Annotated in this window: 15 protein-coding genes; all 15 read left to right on the top strand. The window is 43.4% G+C overall.

The features are described from left to right. Positions 1-76: 76 nt before the first annotated feature. The 15 genes from ACFSN5_RS05560 (at position 77) to ACFSN5_RS05490 (ending at position 15,846) form a co-directional block, all read left to right on the top strand. Positions 77-370: a hypothetical protein gene (locus ACFSN5_RS05560; protein ID WP_165210829.1), complete on the top strand. Its 294-nt coding sequence runs from the start codon at positions 77-79 to the stop codon at positions 368-370. Between the two features lie 888 nt (positions 371-1,258). Then, complete coding sequence (locus ACFSN5_RS05555) at positions 1,259-2,065, top strand: Cof-type HAD-IIB family hydrolase (RefSeq protein ID WP_165210832.1); 807 nt, start codon at positions 1,259-1,261, stop codon at positions 2,063-2,065. 10 nt (positions 2,066-2,075) lie between these two features. Further along, positions 2,076-2,459: a VOC family protein gene (locus ACFSN5_RS05550; RefSeq protein WP_165210835.1), complete on the top strand. Its 384-nt coding sequence runs from the start codon at positions 2,076-2,078 to the stop codon at positions 2,457-2,459. A gap of 188 nt (positions 2,460-2,647) precedes the next feature. Continuing rightward, positions 2,648-3,247 (top strand): histidine phosphatase family protein, encoded by a 600-nt coding sequence (locus ACFSN5_RS05545; RefSeq protein ID WP_165210838.1) that lies wholly within the window; start codon positions 2,648-2,650, stop codon positions 3,245-3,247. Continuing rightward, entirely contained in the window at positions 3,244-3,846 is a 603-nt protein-coding gene (locus ACFSN5_RS05540) for a histidine phosphatase family protein (RefSeq protein WP_165210842.1), read from the top strand. The genes ACFSN5_RS05545 and ACFSN5_RS05540 overlap by 4 nt, the downstream gene beginning before the upstream one ends. Positions 3,847-4,016: 170 nt before the next feature. Then, positions 4,017-4,619, top strand: a complete 603-nt coding sequence (locus ACFSN5_RS05535) for a histidine phosphatase family protein (protein ID WP_165210845.1) — start codon at positions 4,017-4,019, stop codon at positions 4,617-4,619. Positions 4,620-4,732: 113 nt separating this feature from the next. Then, positions 4,733-6,172, top strand: a complete 1,440-nt coding sequence (locus tag ACFSN5_RS05530; protein ID WP_165210848.1) for a 6-phospho-beta-glucosidase — start codon at positions 4,733-4,735, stop codon at positions 6,170-6,172. A gap of 125 nt (positions 6,173-6,297) precedes the next feature. Continuing rightward, positions 6,298-6,819: a hypothetical protein gene (locus ACFSN5_RS05525; protein WP_165210851.1), complete on the top strand. Its 522-nt coding sequence runs from the start codon at positions 6,298-6,300 to the stop codon at positions 6,817-6,819. A gap of 179 nt (positions 6,820-6,998) precedes the next feature. After that, entirely contained in the window at positions 6,999-7,373 is a 375-nt protein-coding gene (locus ACFSN5_RS05520) for a DUF1149 family protein (protein ID WP_165210854.1), read from the top strand. Between the two features lies 1 nt (position 7,374). Further along, complete coding sequence (locus ACFSN5_RS05515; RefSeq protein WP_165329031.1) at positions 7,375-8,223, top strand: DegV family protein; 849 nt, start codon at positions 7,375-7,377, stop codon at positions 8,221-8,223. Positions 8,224-8,289: 66 nt separating this feature from the next. Further along, positions 8,290-9,057 (top strand): 4-hydroxy-tetrahydrodipicolinate reductase, encoded by a 768-nt coding sequence (gene dapB, locus ACFSN5_RS05510; protein ID WP_004229002.1) that lies wholly within the window; start codon positions 8,290-8,292, stop codon positions 9,055-9,057. Continuing rightward, a complete protein-coding gene (locus ACFSN5_RS05505) occupies positions 9,054-10,262 on the top strand; it encodes a CCA tRNA nucleotidyltransferase (protein WP_165210860.1) in 1,209 nt (402 codons plus the stop codon). The genes dapB and ACFSN5_RS05505 overlap by 4 nt, the downstream gene beginning before the upstream one ends. A gap of 66 nt (positions 10,263-10,328) precedes the next feature. Next, positions 10,329-12,206: an ABC-F family ATP-binding cassette domain-containing protein gene (locus ACFSN5_RS05500; protein ID WP_165210863.1), complete on the top strand. Its 1,878-nt coding sequence runs from the start codon at positions 10,329-10,331 to the stop codon at positions 12,204-12,206. 141 nt (positions 12,207-12,347) lie between these two features. After that, positions 12,348-14,087, top strand: a complete 1,740-nt coding sequence (locus ACFSN5_RS05495; RefSeq protein ID WP_165329030.1) for an ABC transporter ATP-binding protein — start codon at positions 12,348-12,350, stop codon at positions 14,085-14,087. Between the two features lie 13 nt (positions 14,088-14,100). Further along, on the top strand, positions 14,101-15,846 hold the full coding sequence (locus tag ACFSN5_RS05490; protein ID WP_165210869.1) for an ABC transporter ATP-binding protein: 1,746 nt from the start codon (positions 14,101-14,103) through the stop codon (positions 15,844-15,846). Positions 15,847-15,868: the final 22 nt, after the last annotated feature.

Below are 15,868 nucleotides of genomic sequence, written 5' to 3'. Positions count from 1 at the left end.
TTTTCGATAATAGTTGTTAATTGAAAGTTAATTATTGTTAAAAATTTAGGTGATATTTATTTTATGGAGAAAAGTGATGAAAGCAAGTTATAAAGGAAAATTAATTGATGTCTGGCGAATTAGCAAGGCCGCTCCTTATCCTGCTTGGGTGGCAGAGGCCTTTAAAAAGAAGTGTTTGACTTGGAGGGATAGCAAGAATTTGCAGGTTCTGATTCCAGCTTTGGATCCTAATTGGGCTAGTGACAGCCATTTTTATGGCTATGGTATGTATGCAACAGCTCAGGTTGGTGATGTTATCGACCATACCAATGGACGGATTATTCCTGCTGAACGTTTCGAGCAAGCTTATCGTACTATTGGTGATTGGTAATAAACTTACCTAGAGATGGGGATGATTTTACGATAGGCTTATCCTCACCTTAGCTTTTTAATCAGTGTGAAAGTTTCTGCTGGCGGCAATTTTGGATTTTTCATGAGAGTGAGACAAAATCAGTAGGAGAATAGCAGTAAAAAACTCAAAAGTTGAAATTTTAGTTTGTATTCCTACCTCCGCACAGTTTAATCAAGATCCAAAGCCGTTAAGTCATGCAAAGGAATTTAGGAAATCTCCTAGGTGATAAAATACTTAGGAGATTTTTTATATTATCAGTAGACATATTTGTAAGGAGCTGAGCGCCAGCAGCTATGTCTCTAATTCTACAGTATGGTAGGCATGTTCAATTTTAGCTCTCAAACAGTTCAGTGACTGTTTAAGAGGGGTGTCTGAAAATGAGGAAAGTCTCCCAAGCATATTTTTGTAGACGCTTTCTTTTAGGCTTTTAAAGAAGGAAAATGAGCAATGGCCGATTCAAAAAGGACGACTGAAGCCTTGACCAGCTTTTTTCTAATCTTATCTATTATCATTATCCCGTGTATTTGGGGGACTTATTTACAGTGCACTAGCGATTTCTGATAGTGAAAGTCGGATGTTAGACTGGTGCCTGTAGGAATATTTTTGGCCCTTTCAGTACTTTTAGTTTGAGGATGATGTCTATTAAAAAATTATGAGTGACCCCCAAACAGTCTAAATCATCACTTCTGTCTAGTTTAATGATATAAATTGGATGTTTCAATCAGTTCAGCATTTCGTCTCGGTTTTATAGCTGAGATTTTTTAACAGTCTAAATCATAGGATTCTATCAGTATTTCCCTAGATAGTATAAGTTTTATGAGTGAAATCGTGCTATACTCCTATTACTATTGGAAGAAGGAGCAAAATATGATTAAGGTAATTGCGACCGATATGGATGGAACCTTTTTAAGAGATGATAAAACCTTTGATCGCCAGCGATTTGCCCGGGTTCTCAAGAAGTTAGAGGAACGAGATATTAAGTTTGTTATTGCTAGCGGCAATCAGCATTGCCAGTTGCGGTTGAATTTTCCGCAATACGATCACAGATTGACCTATGTGTCAGAAAATGGTTCTCATGTTGTGACAGAAAATCAAACGATCTGGGAAAATTTTATCGAGCGGCAGACAGCTCTTGACTGTTTGAATTTTCTTAAAGAAAACTTCCCTCAAGCTCTAAATATGGTTATCTGTAAAGATATGGCTTATTTATTGACAGATGCCGATCCTAAAACGATTGATGTGCTTAAGAGTTATTTGTTGCCAAAAATGCAACTGGTCGAGCGTTTTGAGCAAATGCCAGAGGATCCTATTTTTCAGCTGACGGTCTGGGTTCCTGAAGAATTAACCCAGCAAGTTGTGACGGAAGTTTCTCAGACTTTTGCTGACCGAAATTTGACAGGGACCTCCAGTGGTCCCGGAAGCGTTGATATCATCATCTCTGGTATGCATAAGGGGAAAGGGCTGAGCTATCTTCTTGATTATTGGGGGCTGGAAGCAGCTAATCTCATGTGTTTTGGTGATGGTGGCAATGATATTGAGATGCTAAAGCTGGCCGGTCAATCCTATGTCATGGCCAATGCACCAGAAAGCATTAAGGAGTTTGGACAGTTAGCACCATCGAATAATGAAGATGGGGTCTTACAGGTTATTGAAAACTATCTAGATAGGTTGTGAGAAGAAAGCTATGAAAATTGAACATTTAGCTATCTATGTCAAGGATTTAGAGGGAGCTCGAAATTTTTTTGAAACATACTTTCAAACCCAGTCCAATCAGCTCTACCACAACCCAAAGACTGGCTTTCGGTCTTATTTCTTGAGTTTTACAGATGGGGCTAGACTGGAAATTATGAGTAGGCCAGATACGTTAGACCTTGCTAAAGCAGCTAATCGAACTGGGTTGGCTCATTTTGCTATGAGTCTCGGAAATAGGAAGGCGGTTGATGATTTGACGAAACGCTTAGAGGCCGATGGTTACAAGTGCATCAATGGCCCTCGAACAACAGGCGATGGCTATTATGAATCTGTTATTCTAGGATTTGAGGATAATACCATAGAATTAACTGTCTAAATAATCGTATTTCTTATCTGTCTTTTAATATAGAGTTTAGCTGGTGATTTTCATCAGCTTTTTCCGTATGTAATCATAGGATAGTACCAATTCCTAGTAGGATTCTATAAGAAAGAGCCGTTATAAGGTTTTATAATATCAATAAGACTTAGCTTACGAAAGGAGTGGGGGTTGGCCCTAACTGATTTATGACCAAGAAATTATATTTGATGCGGCATGGAGAGACTCTTTTTAACACCCAAAAACGGGTTCAGGGCTGGTGCGATTCTCCTCTAACGCCAGATGGTATTGAGCAGGCGAAGCAGGCTAGGAACTGGTTTAAGGCCAATGATGTTGACCGTCAAGCTATCTATTCTTCAACCCAAGAACGAGCTGCAGATACGGCACGCCTTATTGCTGAAAATGATAGGATTAAGCAGCTCAAGGGGCTCAAGGAAATGAACTTTGGTATCTTCGAGGCCCAACCAGAAAATCTTTTACCAAAAATGCGGCCAGGAGCTCGCTCCTTTGAAAATCTCCTGGTTCCTTATGGCGGTGAGGATATTATTAAGGTTGGTGAGCGGGTTTGTCAAGAGGTTCTAATGACAGCAGAAAATGACCCAGCACAAGAAATCATTATGGTCAGTCATGGAGCAGCCCTCTGGGGACTCATTCAGCATTTAGATTTGGCTTTTCCAGAAGGAGTAACATTCGGTAACTGCAATATCTGCCTCTACGAGTACGAGAGTGGTAGTTTAATACTAAGAAAAGTCATTGATCCTTTAGGTAAGAAAGAAGTGGTTTTATGAAAACACTCTACCTCATGCGACATGGGCAAACACGTTTTAATGTGCAAAAACGAATCCAAGGAGCTTCAGACTCTCCCTTGACAGAGTTAGGTATTGAACAGGCCAGATTAGCTAAGCAATTCTTTGATGACCAGAAAATCGAGTTTGATGCTGTTTATGCCTCAACCCAAGAGCGAGCCGGCGATACAGCCCAAATCGTCAGCGGTCGTAATGATATTATCCGTCTCAAGGGACTCAAAGAGATGGATTTCGGCTCTTATGAGGCACAGCCGGAATACCTCAATCCACCTCTGCATACGGATGGAACAGGCTATCGCGATGCCTTCGTCTTTTTTGGAGGAGAAGATACTATGGCTGTCCGCCGCCGCATGGTTGAAACGCTCACCAATCTCATGGGGGAATTAGCAGAAGGCAGTCAGGTTTTAGCGGTCAGTCACGGGGCTGCCATTGCTCAGTTTTTTCGAGGAGCTTTGGAAGAAGTTCCTGATGTGCGAGGAATGAGTAACTGTGCTATTCTCAAGTTCACCTATGATAAAGGACAGTTTGATATGCACTATATCTACAATCCGATGCAAAAAGAGTTTATCTATCAAAAATAGTCGAACCTCTCCTTGGGAACCTCAGCCATTCGTGTTAAATATGGGATCGAGGTTGAGTTTTCCCTTTTTATTAACTGATTGCTTGGTAGTGGCTTAAGCAGCTGTTTCGTTAAGACAAGTAGAGTTGTATAATAGTCTTGTAAATCATTTTCCTAGAAGGAGTAGCTTAGATGGCAACACATCTTTATTTGATGAGGCATGGTGAAACCCTCTTCAATGTTCAAAAACGGATTCAGGGTTGGTGCGACTCTCCCTTAACTCAAAAAGGAGTTGATCAAGCCAAGCAGGCGGGCCGTTATATGCGAAAGCATGGTATTAAGGCAGACGCTTATTTTGCTTCAACAACTGAGCGGGCTTGTGATACCTTAGAGCTGGCGACAGGCGTAAGCAAGTACGGCCGTCTCAAGGGTCTCAAAGAAATGAGCTTTGGTAGCTTTGAAGGGCAGCAAGAGTACCTTCACCCACCGCGGGACTATCGTCGTAAGGTCGGTAATTATTATGAAATCCATGGTGGTGAGTCTGATAGTCAGGTTCAGGAGCGCCTTAAGGCAACCATCACCCAGCTGGCTCAAGATTATGATGGACAAACAATTTTAGCGGTCAGTCATGCTGGAGCCCTCATGCATTTTGCCCATGCCGTTGGGATTAATTGGGAATCCTACCAAATTTTTCCGACCAATTGCTCAATTTTTGAATACAGCTATGACCGAGGTCAATTCAAGCTACTAAGGCTAATTGATCCTATTCAAGAGGTCGTTTATAACTTTGATTAAAAGGTCAGATTAGAGCGAAAGCATAGGATAGTATTAGAATTTCTAATGATAGATGAGGTTTGCCAAATTTTATCGGGCTATAATAAGAATAATGAAAGAAAGGAAGTATTCTCATGACTAAATTACAAGCATTTCCAGATGGTTTTTTATGGGGTGGAGCAACGGCGGCTAACCAATGCGAAGGGGCTTACGATGTTGATGGACGTGGCCTAGCCAATGTTGATGTGGTCCCGATTGGTCCCGATCGTTTCCCAATCATTGCTGGTAAACGAAAAATGTTCGACTTTGAAGAGGGCTATTTCTATCCGGCCAAGGAATCCATCGATTTCTACCACCACTACAAAGAAGACATCGCCCTCTTTGCTGAGATGGGATTTAAAACCTACCGAATGTCTATCGCTTGGTCGCGAATTTTCCCCAAAGGGGATGAAAGTCAGCCTAATGAAAAAGGTTTGGCCTTCTACGAAGCAGTCTTTAAAGAATGTCACAAATATGGCATTGAACCTCTAGTGACCATTACTCATTTCGATTGCCCAATGTTCTTAATTGAGCATTATGGCGGCTGGCGAAATCGCAAACTGATTGACTTTTACGGTAATCTCTGCCGGGCTATCTTTAATCGTTACAAAGGACTAGTTAAGTATTGGTTGACCTTCAATGAAATCAATATGATTCTGCATGCACCATTCATGGGAGCGGGTATTTGCTTTGAAGAAGGTGAAAACGAAGAAGAAGTCAAATATCAAGCAGTGCACCATGAACTGGTCGCCTCAGCCTTGGCCACTAAGATAGCTCATGAAGTAGATCCTGAAAATAAGGTTGGTTGTATGCTGGCGGCAGGGCAATATTATCCGAATACCCCTAATCCTGCTGACTACTGGCAAGCCATGCAGGACGACCGGGAAGGCTATTCTTTGATTGATGTTCAGGCGCGTGGCTACTATCCAAACTACCTCCTTAAAAAATTTGAACGTGATGGCCTTGATATCACAATGACCGAGCAAGATTTGGGACTCCTGAGAGACCATACGGTTGATTTTGTTTCTTTCTCTTATTATTCCAGCCGAGTGGCTTCTGCCGATCCAAAAGCTAATGAAGAAACACAAGGTAATATCTTTGCTTCCATTAAAAATCCTTACCTGACCTCATCTGAATGGGGCTGGCAGATTGATCCTCTAGGACTTCGGATTACCTTGAATACCATCTGGGATCGTTACCAAAAACCATTATTTGTCGTCGAAAATGGTCTAGGGGCAATTGATGAACCGGATGCGAATGGCTATGTTGAAGATGATTATCGCATTGACTACCTGCGGGAACACATCAAAACTATGAATGCGGCTATCAATGAAGACGGTGTTGAGCTTCTTGGCTACACCACTTGGGGCTGTATTGACCTCGTATCAGCTGGTACTGGTGAAATGAAGAAGCGCTACGGATTTATCTATGTTGATCGTGATAACCAAGGAAATGGCAGTCTCAAACGCTCCAAGAAGAAGTCCTTCGACTGGTACAAGAAGGTTATTGCTTCCAATGGGACAGATATTGATTAGAAGCCGAGTGTACTACAGGCAAAGTCAAGACCTCAGACTTCTGTGGCTTTAAAGCTCAAAAAGACGCTTTTATACTGAAAGTTGTCTTTTTCTTATGCCGAAAAATTCTGTGTTATACTAAATTCATGAAAACTTTTGAAGAAATTTATGCCAACCATGCGGAGATGCCCTATATCTCAGCTAAATATGAGGACGAGCTGAGACGCAAGACCATTCCTAAGCGTAACATGGAACGAACGAGAGAAGGTTTGCTACCTGGACACATTATCTTGCTTTGGCGGATTAATTTTGGTACCTATACGACCTACAGTCCTCAGCACAAATATTTCTATACGACTTATGGTATTGACGTCCAGAAGGAATTGGACTGGTTGATAAAACACGATTACCTTCGTCTGATGTCTGCCCAAGAATCACTCATCTATTTGCGAGCTGATGAGCTTAAAGACTTCCTAAAAATTAAGACAGTCAAGGGCTTGTCCAAGATGAAGCGGCAGGACTTGGAGCAAAAAACGTTAGAGGTATACAGTGAAGACGAATTGGCGCCGCTCTTTGTTCTGCGGGGGTATGCTTTGACAGCCAAGGGTAAAGAGGTCTTAGCTGCTCATTCAGAAATTGTTCGGCGACACCCGCAAAAGAAATTTTAAGTGATTACCGTAACCAAGGCTGAATTTTCAAACTCATTTCCAATCTCCCTTTCTGTCCAGAATTTTCTTTGAGGATTAAGCCCCATAAATAAATAATACCAGACAGGAAAAGCCCTTTGAAGCGAGAGCGAAGTGTGCTATAATAAGCTAGTTAAAAGATTCAAATTAGGAGAAGAATAATGGAACTAACTCGTGATCAAGTATTCGTTAATCAATATCACTATGATGCCCGCAATTTGGAATGGGAAAAGCAAAATGGTGAACCCAAAACCAATGTTGAAGTAACTTTCCAATTGGTCAGCAAGGATGACAAGAAAAACGAAACTCATTTGGTAGCTGTTTTGCAGTTCCAAATCGTCCGTGATGAATTTGTCATTGCTGGTGTCATCTCACAAATGGTGCACGTCCATAATCGTTTAGTTAATGAACCAAAAGAATTTTCTCAAGAAGAGGTTCAAAGTTTGGCAGGACCGCTCTTGGAAACGTTGCAGCGCCTAACTTACGAAGTGTCTGAAATCGCTCTTGACCGTCCAGGTATTAATCTGGAATTCTAAAATGAAATTAGCAGTTATAACGGACTCCTCGGTCTACCTCCCCAAAGATTATTCGGATCACCCCGACCTTTATATCTTGGATATTCCCATTATGATTAGTGGTGAGACCTATGTCGAGGGGAAAAATCTGACCATTGAGGAATTTTATCCCAAGATGCAGCAAGCTTTCGATCTGCCGATGACTAGTCAGCCCAGTATCGCAGATTTAGAGGAGACCTTGATCAATTTGGAAAAGGGCGGTTACAGCCATATTCTGGGGATTTTCCTTTCCAGCGGTATCTCAGGCTTCTGGCAAAATATCCAGTATTTGATTGAGGAACACAGCCAGCTGACGATCGCCTTTCCAGATAGTAAGATTACTAGCAGTCCCATGGGATATATGGTGACCTCAGCTTTAGAAGGAGCGAAAGCCGGGCTGAGCTTTGAAGAGATTTTAGGCCAGTTGGAAATCATGATTGCTGGAACTGAAGCCTATATTATGGTAGATGACCTCAATCACTTGGTAAAAGGCGGCCGCCTCTCCAATGGAGCTGCTCTTTTGGGAAATCTGCTTAATATCAAACCCATTATGTATTTCAATGATGGGGTCATTGAGGTTTTCGAGAAGGTTAGAACCGAGAAAAAAGCCCTCAAACGTTTAATTGCGATTTTAGACCAGAGAGCTGAAGAAAGAGCCTACAAGACTTGGATTATTGAGGCCAATGCCCAAGACAAGGCTCAAGCCTTTCGTCAGCAGCTCTTGGCCAGTGGCTTTAAAGGTGACTTGGATATTGTTCCTTTTTGTGGCGTGATTTCTACCCACCTTGGAGAAGGGGCAGTGGCGGTCGGTTTTACACCCAAGGCGGATTAGCGGCCGCATTTTTTAATAAGGCTGACTTGGTCAACTGTACTTAGTCAATTATAGGAGGAAACAGGTATGAGTATTAAAGTTATTGTGGCAGGATTTAAGGGACGGATGGGCTCAACCGCTGTCGATATGGTCAAGGGAGATGCTGATTTGGAATTGGCGGGACTTCTTGATCCCTTCGCTCCTGAAAAAGAGATTGATGGCATTCCGGTCTTCAACAAGAAGGAAGACTTAGTTGGCTTCGATGCTCAGGTTTGGGTTGATTTCACCATGCCCAAGGTTGCCTATGAAAATACTCGTTTTGCTTTAGAAAACGGCTTTGCTCCTGTTGTTGGGACAACAGGCTTTACACCTGAGCAAATCAGCGAATTGATCGAACTTTCTCGTCAGCAAAAAGTCGGTGGTCTGATTGCGCCTAACTTTGCTATCGGAGCCATTCTTCTTATGGAGTTTGCTGCTAAGGCAGCCAAGTATTTCCCGGATTTAGAAATCATCGAACTCCATCATGATAAGAAAAAAGATGCCCCTAGCGGAACGGCCGTTAAGACTGCTGAATTAATTCAGAAGGTCCGTGCTCCTAAGAAACAGGGGGCTCCGGATGAGGAGGAGACCCTGACTGGTGCACGTGGAGCTGAGTTTGATGGTTTTCGCATCCATTCAGTCCGCCTTCCGGGTCTGATAGCTCACCAAGAGGTCATCTTTGGTGCTGAAGGCCAAGGCTTGACCCTTCGGCACGATTCCTATGACCGCGTTTCCTTCATGAGCGGAGTTAATCTAGGGATCAAAGAAGTGGTGAAACGAGAGGAACTCGTTTATGGGTTGGAAGAATTACTATGAGATTAAAAAATTTGCCTTCTGAGTTTCAGGAGGCTTTACCAGTCTTAGAGAAGATAAAATCAGCAGGCTATGAGGCCTATTTTGTCGGAGGATCGGTGCGGGATGCCCTCTTAAATCGGCCCATCCACGATGTCGATATTGCGACCAGCTCCTATCCTCAGGAAACCAAGAGGATCTTTGAGAGGACGGTAGACATTGGCATTGAACACGGAACAGTCTTGGTCTTGGAAAATGGCGGCGAGTATGAGGTTACGACCTTTAGAACTGAAGATGTTTATGTTGATTACCGCAGACCCAAGAGCGTCTCTTTCGTCCGCTCCTTGGAAGAAGATCTCAAACGACGAGATTTTACTGTCAATGCTTTTGCTTTAGCTGAGGATGCCCAAATTGTTGATCTTTTTGATGGCTTCAGCGACTTGGAGAACCAGGTTCTGCGGGCGGTTGGCAGAGCTGATGAGCGTTTTAGCGAGGATGCCTTGCGAATTATGCGTGGGCTTCGTTTTGCGGCTAGCTTGAATTTTACCATTGAAACTAGTACTTTTGCGGCCATGAAGATCTACGCTCCTCTCTTAGAAAAAATTTCGGTTGAGCGGTCCTTTATCGAGTTTGATAAGCTCTTGACTGCTCCTTATTGGAAAAAAGGATTGGAAGCCTTGATTCAGGCTAAGGCTTGTGACTATCTGCCTGATTTACAAGGGAAGGCTGACAAATTGGCGACCTTGCTGACAGATTATGCAGATGATTTTGTCTTTGCGACCAGCGAACAAGCCTGGGCTGCTCTCTGCTTAGCCTTGAAAATCAAGAATTGCAAGGCTTTCTTGAAAAAGTGGAAGACCTCCAGTCACTTTCAAAAGATGGTAACACAATTAGTAGCTATTTACGACCATCGTCTAACGGCTGTCCACGATAAGCAAACCCTTTATCGCTACAGTAAGCCTCTGGCAGAGTTAGCTGAAAATCTACGACAGGCTCAAGGTTTGACGGTCGATTTTGACTTGATTGCCCAGTTGGATGCTAGTCTCCTCATTCATCATAAGAAAGAGATTGTTGTCAACGGCGGTGACCTCATGGCTCAATTAGGACTCCAGCCAGGTCCAGCGCTGGGGCAGGTTTTGAACCAGATAGAGGCCGCTATTGTTCAAGGGGAGTTAGCTAATGAACGAGAAGCTATTTTAGCCTTTGCTGGAGCCAAGACTGATAACTAACCATAATTATCTAGCATAAATATATTTATGTAATATAAAAGAATTTTCTAGTCCTAAGGAGGAAAAATGAACGATTTTATTGTAGAAGGATTGACCAAATCGGTTGGAGATAAGACCGTTTTTTCAGATATTTCCTTTATTATTCACGATCTGGATCGCATCGGTTTGATTGGGGTTAATGGGACTGGGAAAACAACACTCCTAGATGTTTTGGCGGATAAGATTGGCTTTGATGGAGATGTTTCTCCTTTTTTAAAGGCCAAAGATTATAAAATGGCCTACCTGACTCAAGAGCCAGATTTTGATGATAGCCAAACAGTGTTAGATACGGTTCTCTCGTCTGATTTGAAAGAAATGGTGCTGATTCGCCAGTACGAGGAACTTATGCTCCACTATGATGAGGCCAATCAAGCCCAGCTGGATCAGATCATGGCTGAAATGGACAGTTTAGATGCTTGGACTATTGAGAGCGAGGTTAAAACTGTCCTGTCTAAGTTGGGCATTTCCGAATTGACTCAAAAAGTCAGCCAGCTTTCCGGAGGATTAAAACGGAGGGTGCAGCTGGCTCAGGTTTTGTTAGGGAATGCGGACTTGTTACTGATGGACGAGCCAACCAACCACCTCGACATTGACACCATTGCCTGGCTGACGAATTTTCTCAAAACCTCCAAGAAAACCGTCTTCTTTATCACTCATGATCGCTATTTCTTAGATAGTGTGGCGACACGCATTTTTGAATTGGAGCAGGCCCGATTGACCGAGTACCAAGGCAACTACCAAGATTATGTCCGTCTCAAGGCCGAAGCAGATGAGCGAGAAGCAGCCAATCTGCATAAGAAGCAGCAGCTCTACAAGCAGGAATTGGCCTGGATGCGGACCCAACCCCAAGCCAGAGCTACCAAGCAACAGGCCCGAATCAATCGCTTTAAGGAGCTCAAGGGGGAATTACAAAAGCCATCCTCGACCGGTGAATTGGCCATTAATTTCCAAACCAGCCGAATTGGCAAGAAGGTACTCAATTTCAAGGGGGTATCTTTTGCCTATCCCAACAAGCCAATTTTGCAGGATTTTAATCTTTTGGTGCAGAACAAGGATCGAATCGGCATTGTCGGTGATAATGGCGTTGGCAAATCGACCCTCCTCAATCTCATTAATGGAGATTTACGGCCGACTTCTGGCCAGCTTGATATTGGTGAGACAGTGAGAATTGGTTATTTCTCCCAGCAAATTAAGGGGATGGACGAGAGCAAGCGAGTCATCAATTATTTGCAAGAGGTGGCCGATGAAGTCAGGACAACTGTGGGGACAACCAGTATTACCGAACTTCTGGAACAGTTCCTATTTCCGCGTTCTAGTCATGGTACACGGATTGCCAAGCTATCTGGCGGTGAGAAAAAGCGGCTGTACCTTCTTAAGATTTTGATTGAGAAACCTAATGTTTTACTTCTGGATGAGCCAACCAATGACTTGGATATTGCAACCCTGACTGTTTTGGAGAATTTTCTCCAAGGTTTTGGCGGGGCTGTTATCACTGTTAGTCACGACCGCTACTTCCTAGATAAGGTAGCTAATAAAATCTTAGCCTTTGAAAATAACACGGTTCGGGAGTTTTTTGGCAATTATACTGATTATCTGGATGAGCAAGAATTTCTTCGACATCAAGCCAGCCCTGACAGTCAAAAGGCTGAAAAAGAATCCCAAGATGCTCCAAAAGAAGAGTCTGTCAAGAAACGCATGTCTTGGCAGGAAAAGCAGGAATGGGCTTCAATTGAAGATGACATTGCCAGTCTGGAAGATAAGATTGCGGCAGTTGAAGCTGATATGGGAAATTATGGCAGTGACTTCACCAAGTTGGCCGACCTGCAAAAAGAACTAGACCAGCTCAACCAAAACCTGCTGGAAAAATATGAGCGCTATGAATATCTGAGTGAGTTGGAGAGCTAAGGACTAGTTTATTTCTTAAGTAGCGAGATCGTTAGAAACTCCGAAAAGAAGTTGCTTGCGTCTGCACTGCCTAAGAAAGCATCAAAATTCTGATTGTGATTTTAATCAAGTACGAGTATAAGAAAGGAAACCAAACCCTCTATGAACCTTATCTGGTCTTATTTGAAAAAATATCCTAAGTGGCTGGTTTATGACTTCTGCGGAGCTTTCTTATTTGTAGTGGTCAATCTGGGCTTACCGACGGTTTTGGCTCGGATGATTGACCAAGCTATTAATCCCAAAGATAAGCAGTCTCTGACCTTTTGGGCCCTGATTATGCTGGCTGTTGTCATTTCGGGAATTATCGGCCGGGTGACACTGGCCTATGCAACTGGAAAGCTATCGACGAATATGGTCCGAGATTTGCGTCGGGACATGTATGCCAAACTGCAGGACTATTCCCACGAAGAGTATGAAAAAATCGGTGTCTCTTCACTGGTGACACGTATGACTAATGATGCCTTTGTTTTGATGCAGTTTACCGAAATGAGTTTGCGGATGGGGGTGGTGACACCGCTTATGATGACTTTTTCTGTTGTCATGATTTTAGTCACCAGCCCGTCCTTGGCCTGGGTAGTTGCTGTTTTTATGCCTTTCTTAATAGCAACCATTGCCTATGTGGCGATCAAGACCCGTCCTTTATCTGAGCGGCAGCAGAGGACTTTAGATAAAATTAACCAGTATGTTCGGGAAAATCTGAGCGGCCTGCGGGTCATTCGGGCCTTTGCTCGTGAGTCATTCCAAGAAGACCGTTTTGACGAAAAAAATCAGGATTATGCTGGTATTTCAACGAAACTCTTTACCCTGACCGGCCTGACTGAACCCCTGTTTATCCAGATTATTGTTGCTATGATTGTGGCGATTGTCTGGCTTGCTTTGAAACCTCTGCATCAGGGAAGTCTGCAAATCGGAGATTTAGTGGCTTTCATCGAATATAGTTTTCATGCCCTCTTTTCTTTCTTAATTTTTGCCAACCTCTTTAATATGTACCCTCGGATGGTCGTTTCCAGTCGACGGATCAATGAAGTCATGGATATGCCCCTATCTATTTCGCAAAATCCTGACGGGGTAACCGAAACAGACAGTCGGGGTTATCTGGAATTTGATCATGTCACCTTTGCCTATCCGGGTGAAACAGAAAGTCCAGTTCTCCACGATATTTCCTTCAAGGCTGGCCCCGGGCAAACGACGGCCTTTATCGGCTCAACTGGTTCTGGAAAATCCTCTCTGGTCAGTCTGGTCCCGCGTTTTTACGATGTCACCTTGGGCAAGATTTTGGTTGATGGTGTCGATGTCCGTGATTACAATCTCAGGGCCCTGCGGCAGAAGGTTGGCTTTGTTCCGCAGAAAGCTTTGCTTTTTACCGGTTCGATTGAAGAAAATCTCAAATATGGGAAGCGTGATGCTGACATTCAGGAGCTTGATCAGGCAGCCTCAGTAGCCCAAGCCAAGGAATTTATCGACAGTCGTGAAGAAGGGTACGCCACCCATCTAGCCGAAGGCGGCAGCAATCTTTCTGGTGGTCAAAAGCAGCGCCTAGCCATTGCCCGAGCCGTTGTCAAAAAGCCTGATATTTATATCTTCGATGATTCTTTCTCAGCCTTGGATTATAAAACTGATGCACAGCTGCGAAAACGGCTCAAGGAAGTCACTCAGGATGCGACTGTCTTGATTGTAGCTCAGAGGGTGGGAACTATCATGGATGCAGATCAAATCATTGTTCTTAACGAAGGTCAGATCGTCGGTAGAGGTACCCATGAAGAACTCATGAAAACCAATGATATCTACCGCGAAATCGCTAACTCCCGGCTCAATGCTGGCAAGCTCTTGGAAGAAAACTAGAAAGGAGGGGCTTATGTCAAAAAATGTCTTTTTACGCTTGTGGTCCTATTTAAAACATTATCAGAGCACCCTCTATCTGGCAATCTTTCTTAAAATTGTGGGAGCAGTGGCCAGTGTTGTTGAACCCTTTGTTTTGGGTCTCATGGTGACAGAACTGACCTCTAGCCTTTTATCCGGTCGAGCTATTGATGGGAAGAAAATTCTCTTTCTCATTATTGTTTATGCTATTCGTGGTCTTTTATCTGAAATTGGTAGTTATGGTTCTAATTATTTCATGACCAGAACGGTGCAACGCTCTATCCACGATTTGCGTCATGATCTCAGTCATAAAATCAATAAGATTCCTGTATCTTATTTTGATAAGCACAAGTTTGGGGATATGCTGGGGCGCTTTACCAGCGATGTTGAAACTGTTTCTAACGCCCTGCAGCAATCCTTCTTGCAGATTATCAATGCAGTTCTAACTCTAGCCATGGTCATCGCTATGGTTCTCTACCTCAATATCCAATTAGGCCTTTTCGTTATTGCAACGATTCCCATCACTTATTTCTCAGCGTCTTATCTTCTGAAAAAATCCCAGCCCTATTTCAAACGTCAGGCTGATGTTTTAGGAGATATGAATGGTTTTGTTCAAGAAAATCTGACGGGTTTTAATGTTATCAAGCTCTACGGCCGAGAAGAGGCTTCTGCGCAGGAATTCGACGGTATTCTCGACGAGTTGCAGGAGGTTGGTTTCAAGGCCAGCTTTATTTCAGGTATCATGATGCCTATCCTCAATGCCATCTCAGATACTTCCTATTTGATTATTGCTGTCTGGGGCGGCCTCAAGGTTATCGCCGGAAAATTGACCATTGGTAATCTTCAAGCTTTTGTCCAATACCTCTGGCAAATTGGGCAGCCCATTCAAACATTGACTCAATTAGCTTCTATGCTCCAATCAGCCCGCTCATCTCTAGAACGGATTTTTGCTGTTCTGGATGAAGAGAATGAAGTAGCTGATGTCACCGAGCACCTCTCCCATGATTTAACCGGTCAGGTGTCCTTCAGGCATGTAGATTTCCAATACGCAGAAGGAAAGCCATTGATTAAGGACTTTAATTTGGATGTTCAGCCTGGTCAGATGATTGCTATTGTTGGGCCGACTGGAGCAGGCAAAACAACCCTAATCAACCTGCTTATGCGCTTTTATGATGTGACCAAGGGCGCTATTACAGTAGATGGCCACGATATTCGCCATCTATCTCGGCAGGAGTACCGTCAACAGTTCGGTATGGTGCTCCAAGATGCTTGGCTTTATGAAGGAACCATCAAGGAAAACTTACGCTTTGCTAAGTTAGATGCGACAGATGAGGAAATTATCGCAGCAGCCAAGGCGGCTAATGTTGACCACTTTATTCGAACCCTGCCAGGCGGTTACAATATGGAAACGAACCAAGAATCCAGCAATGTTTCTCTGGGGCAGAAGCAGCTCTTAACCATCGCTAGGGCTCTTTTGGCCGATCCAAAGATTCTGATTTTGGATGAGGCGACTTCCTCGGTTGATACCCGTTTAGAACTCTTGATTCAAAAAGCCATGAGTCGACTTATGGAGGGACGGACAAGCTTCGTCATTGCCCATCGCTTATCAACCATTCAAGAAGCTGATAAGATTCTGGTTCTCAAGGACGGTCAAATTATTGAGCAGGGCACTCACGACAGGCTCTTGGCTGATAAGGGCTTCTATCATGATCTTTATATGAGTCAATTCAGCCAGTCTTAAAACAGTGCTATCAATTCCTTCA

The sequence above is a fragment of the Streptococcus tangpeifui genome (assembly GCF_044503215.1).
Classification (GTDB): domain Bacteria; phylum Bacillota; class Bacilli; order Lactobacillales; family Streptococcaceae; genus Streptococcus; species Streptococcus tangpeifui.
Note: the sequence above shows the minus strand (reverse complement) of the source record. Positions and strands in the feature narration are given on the sequence as shown.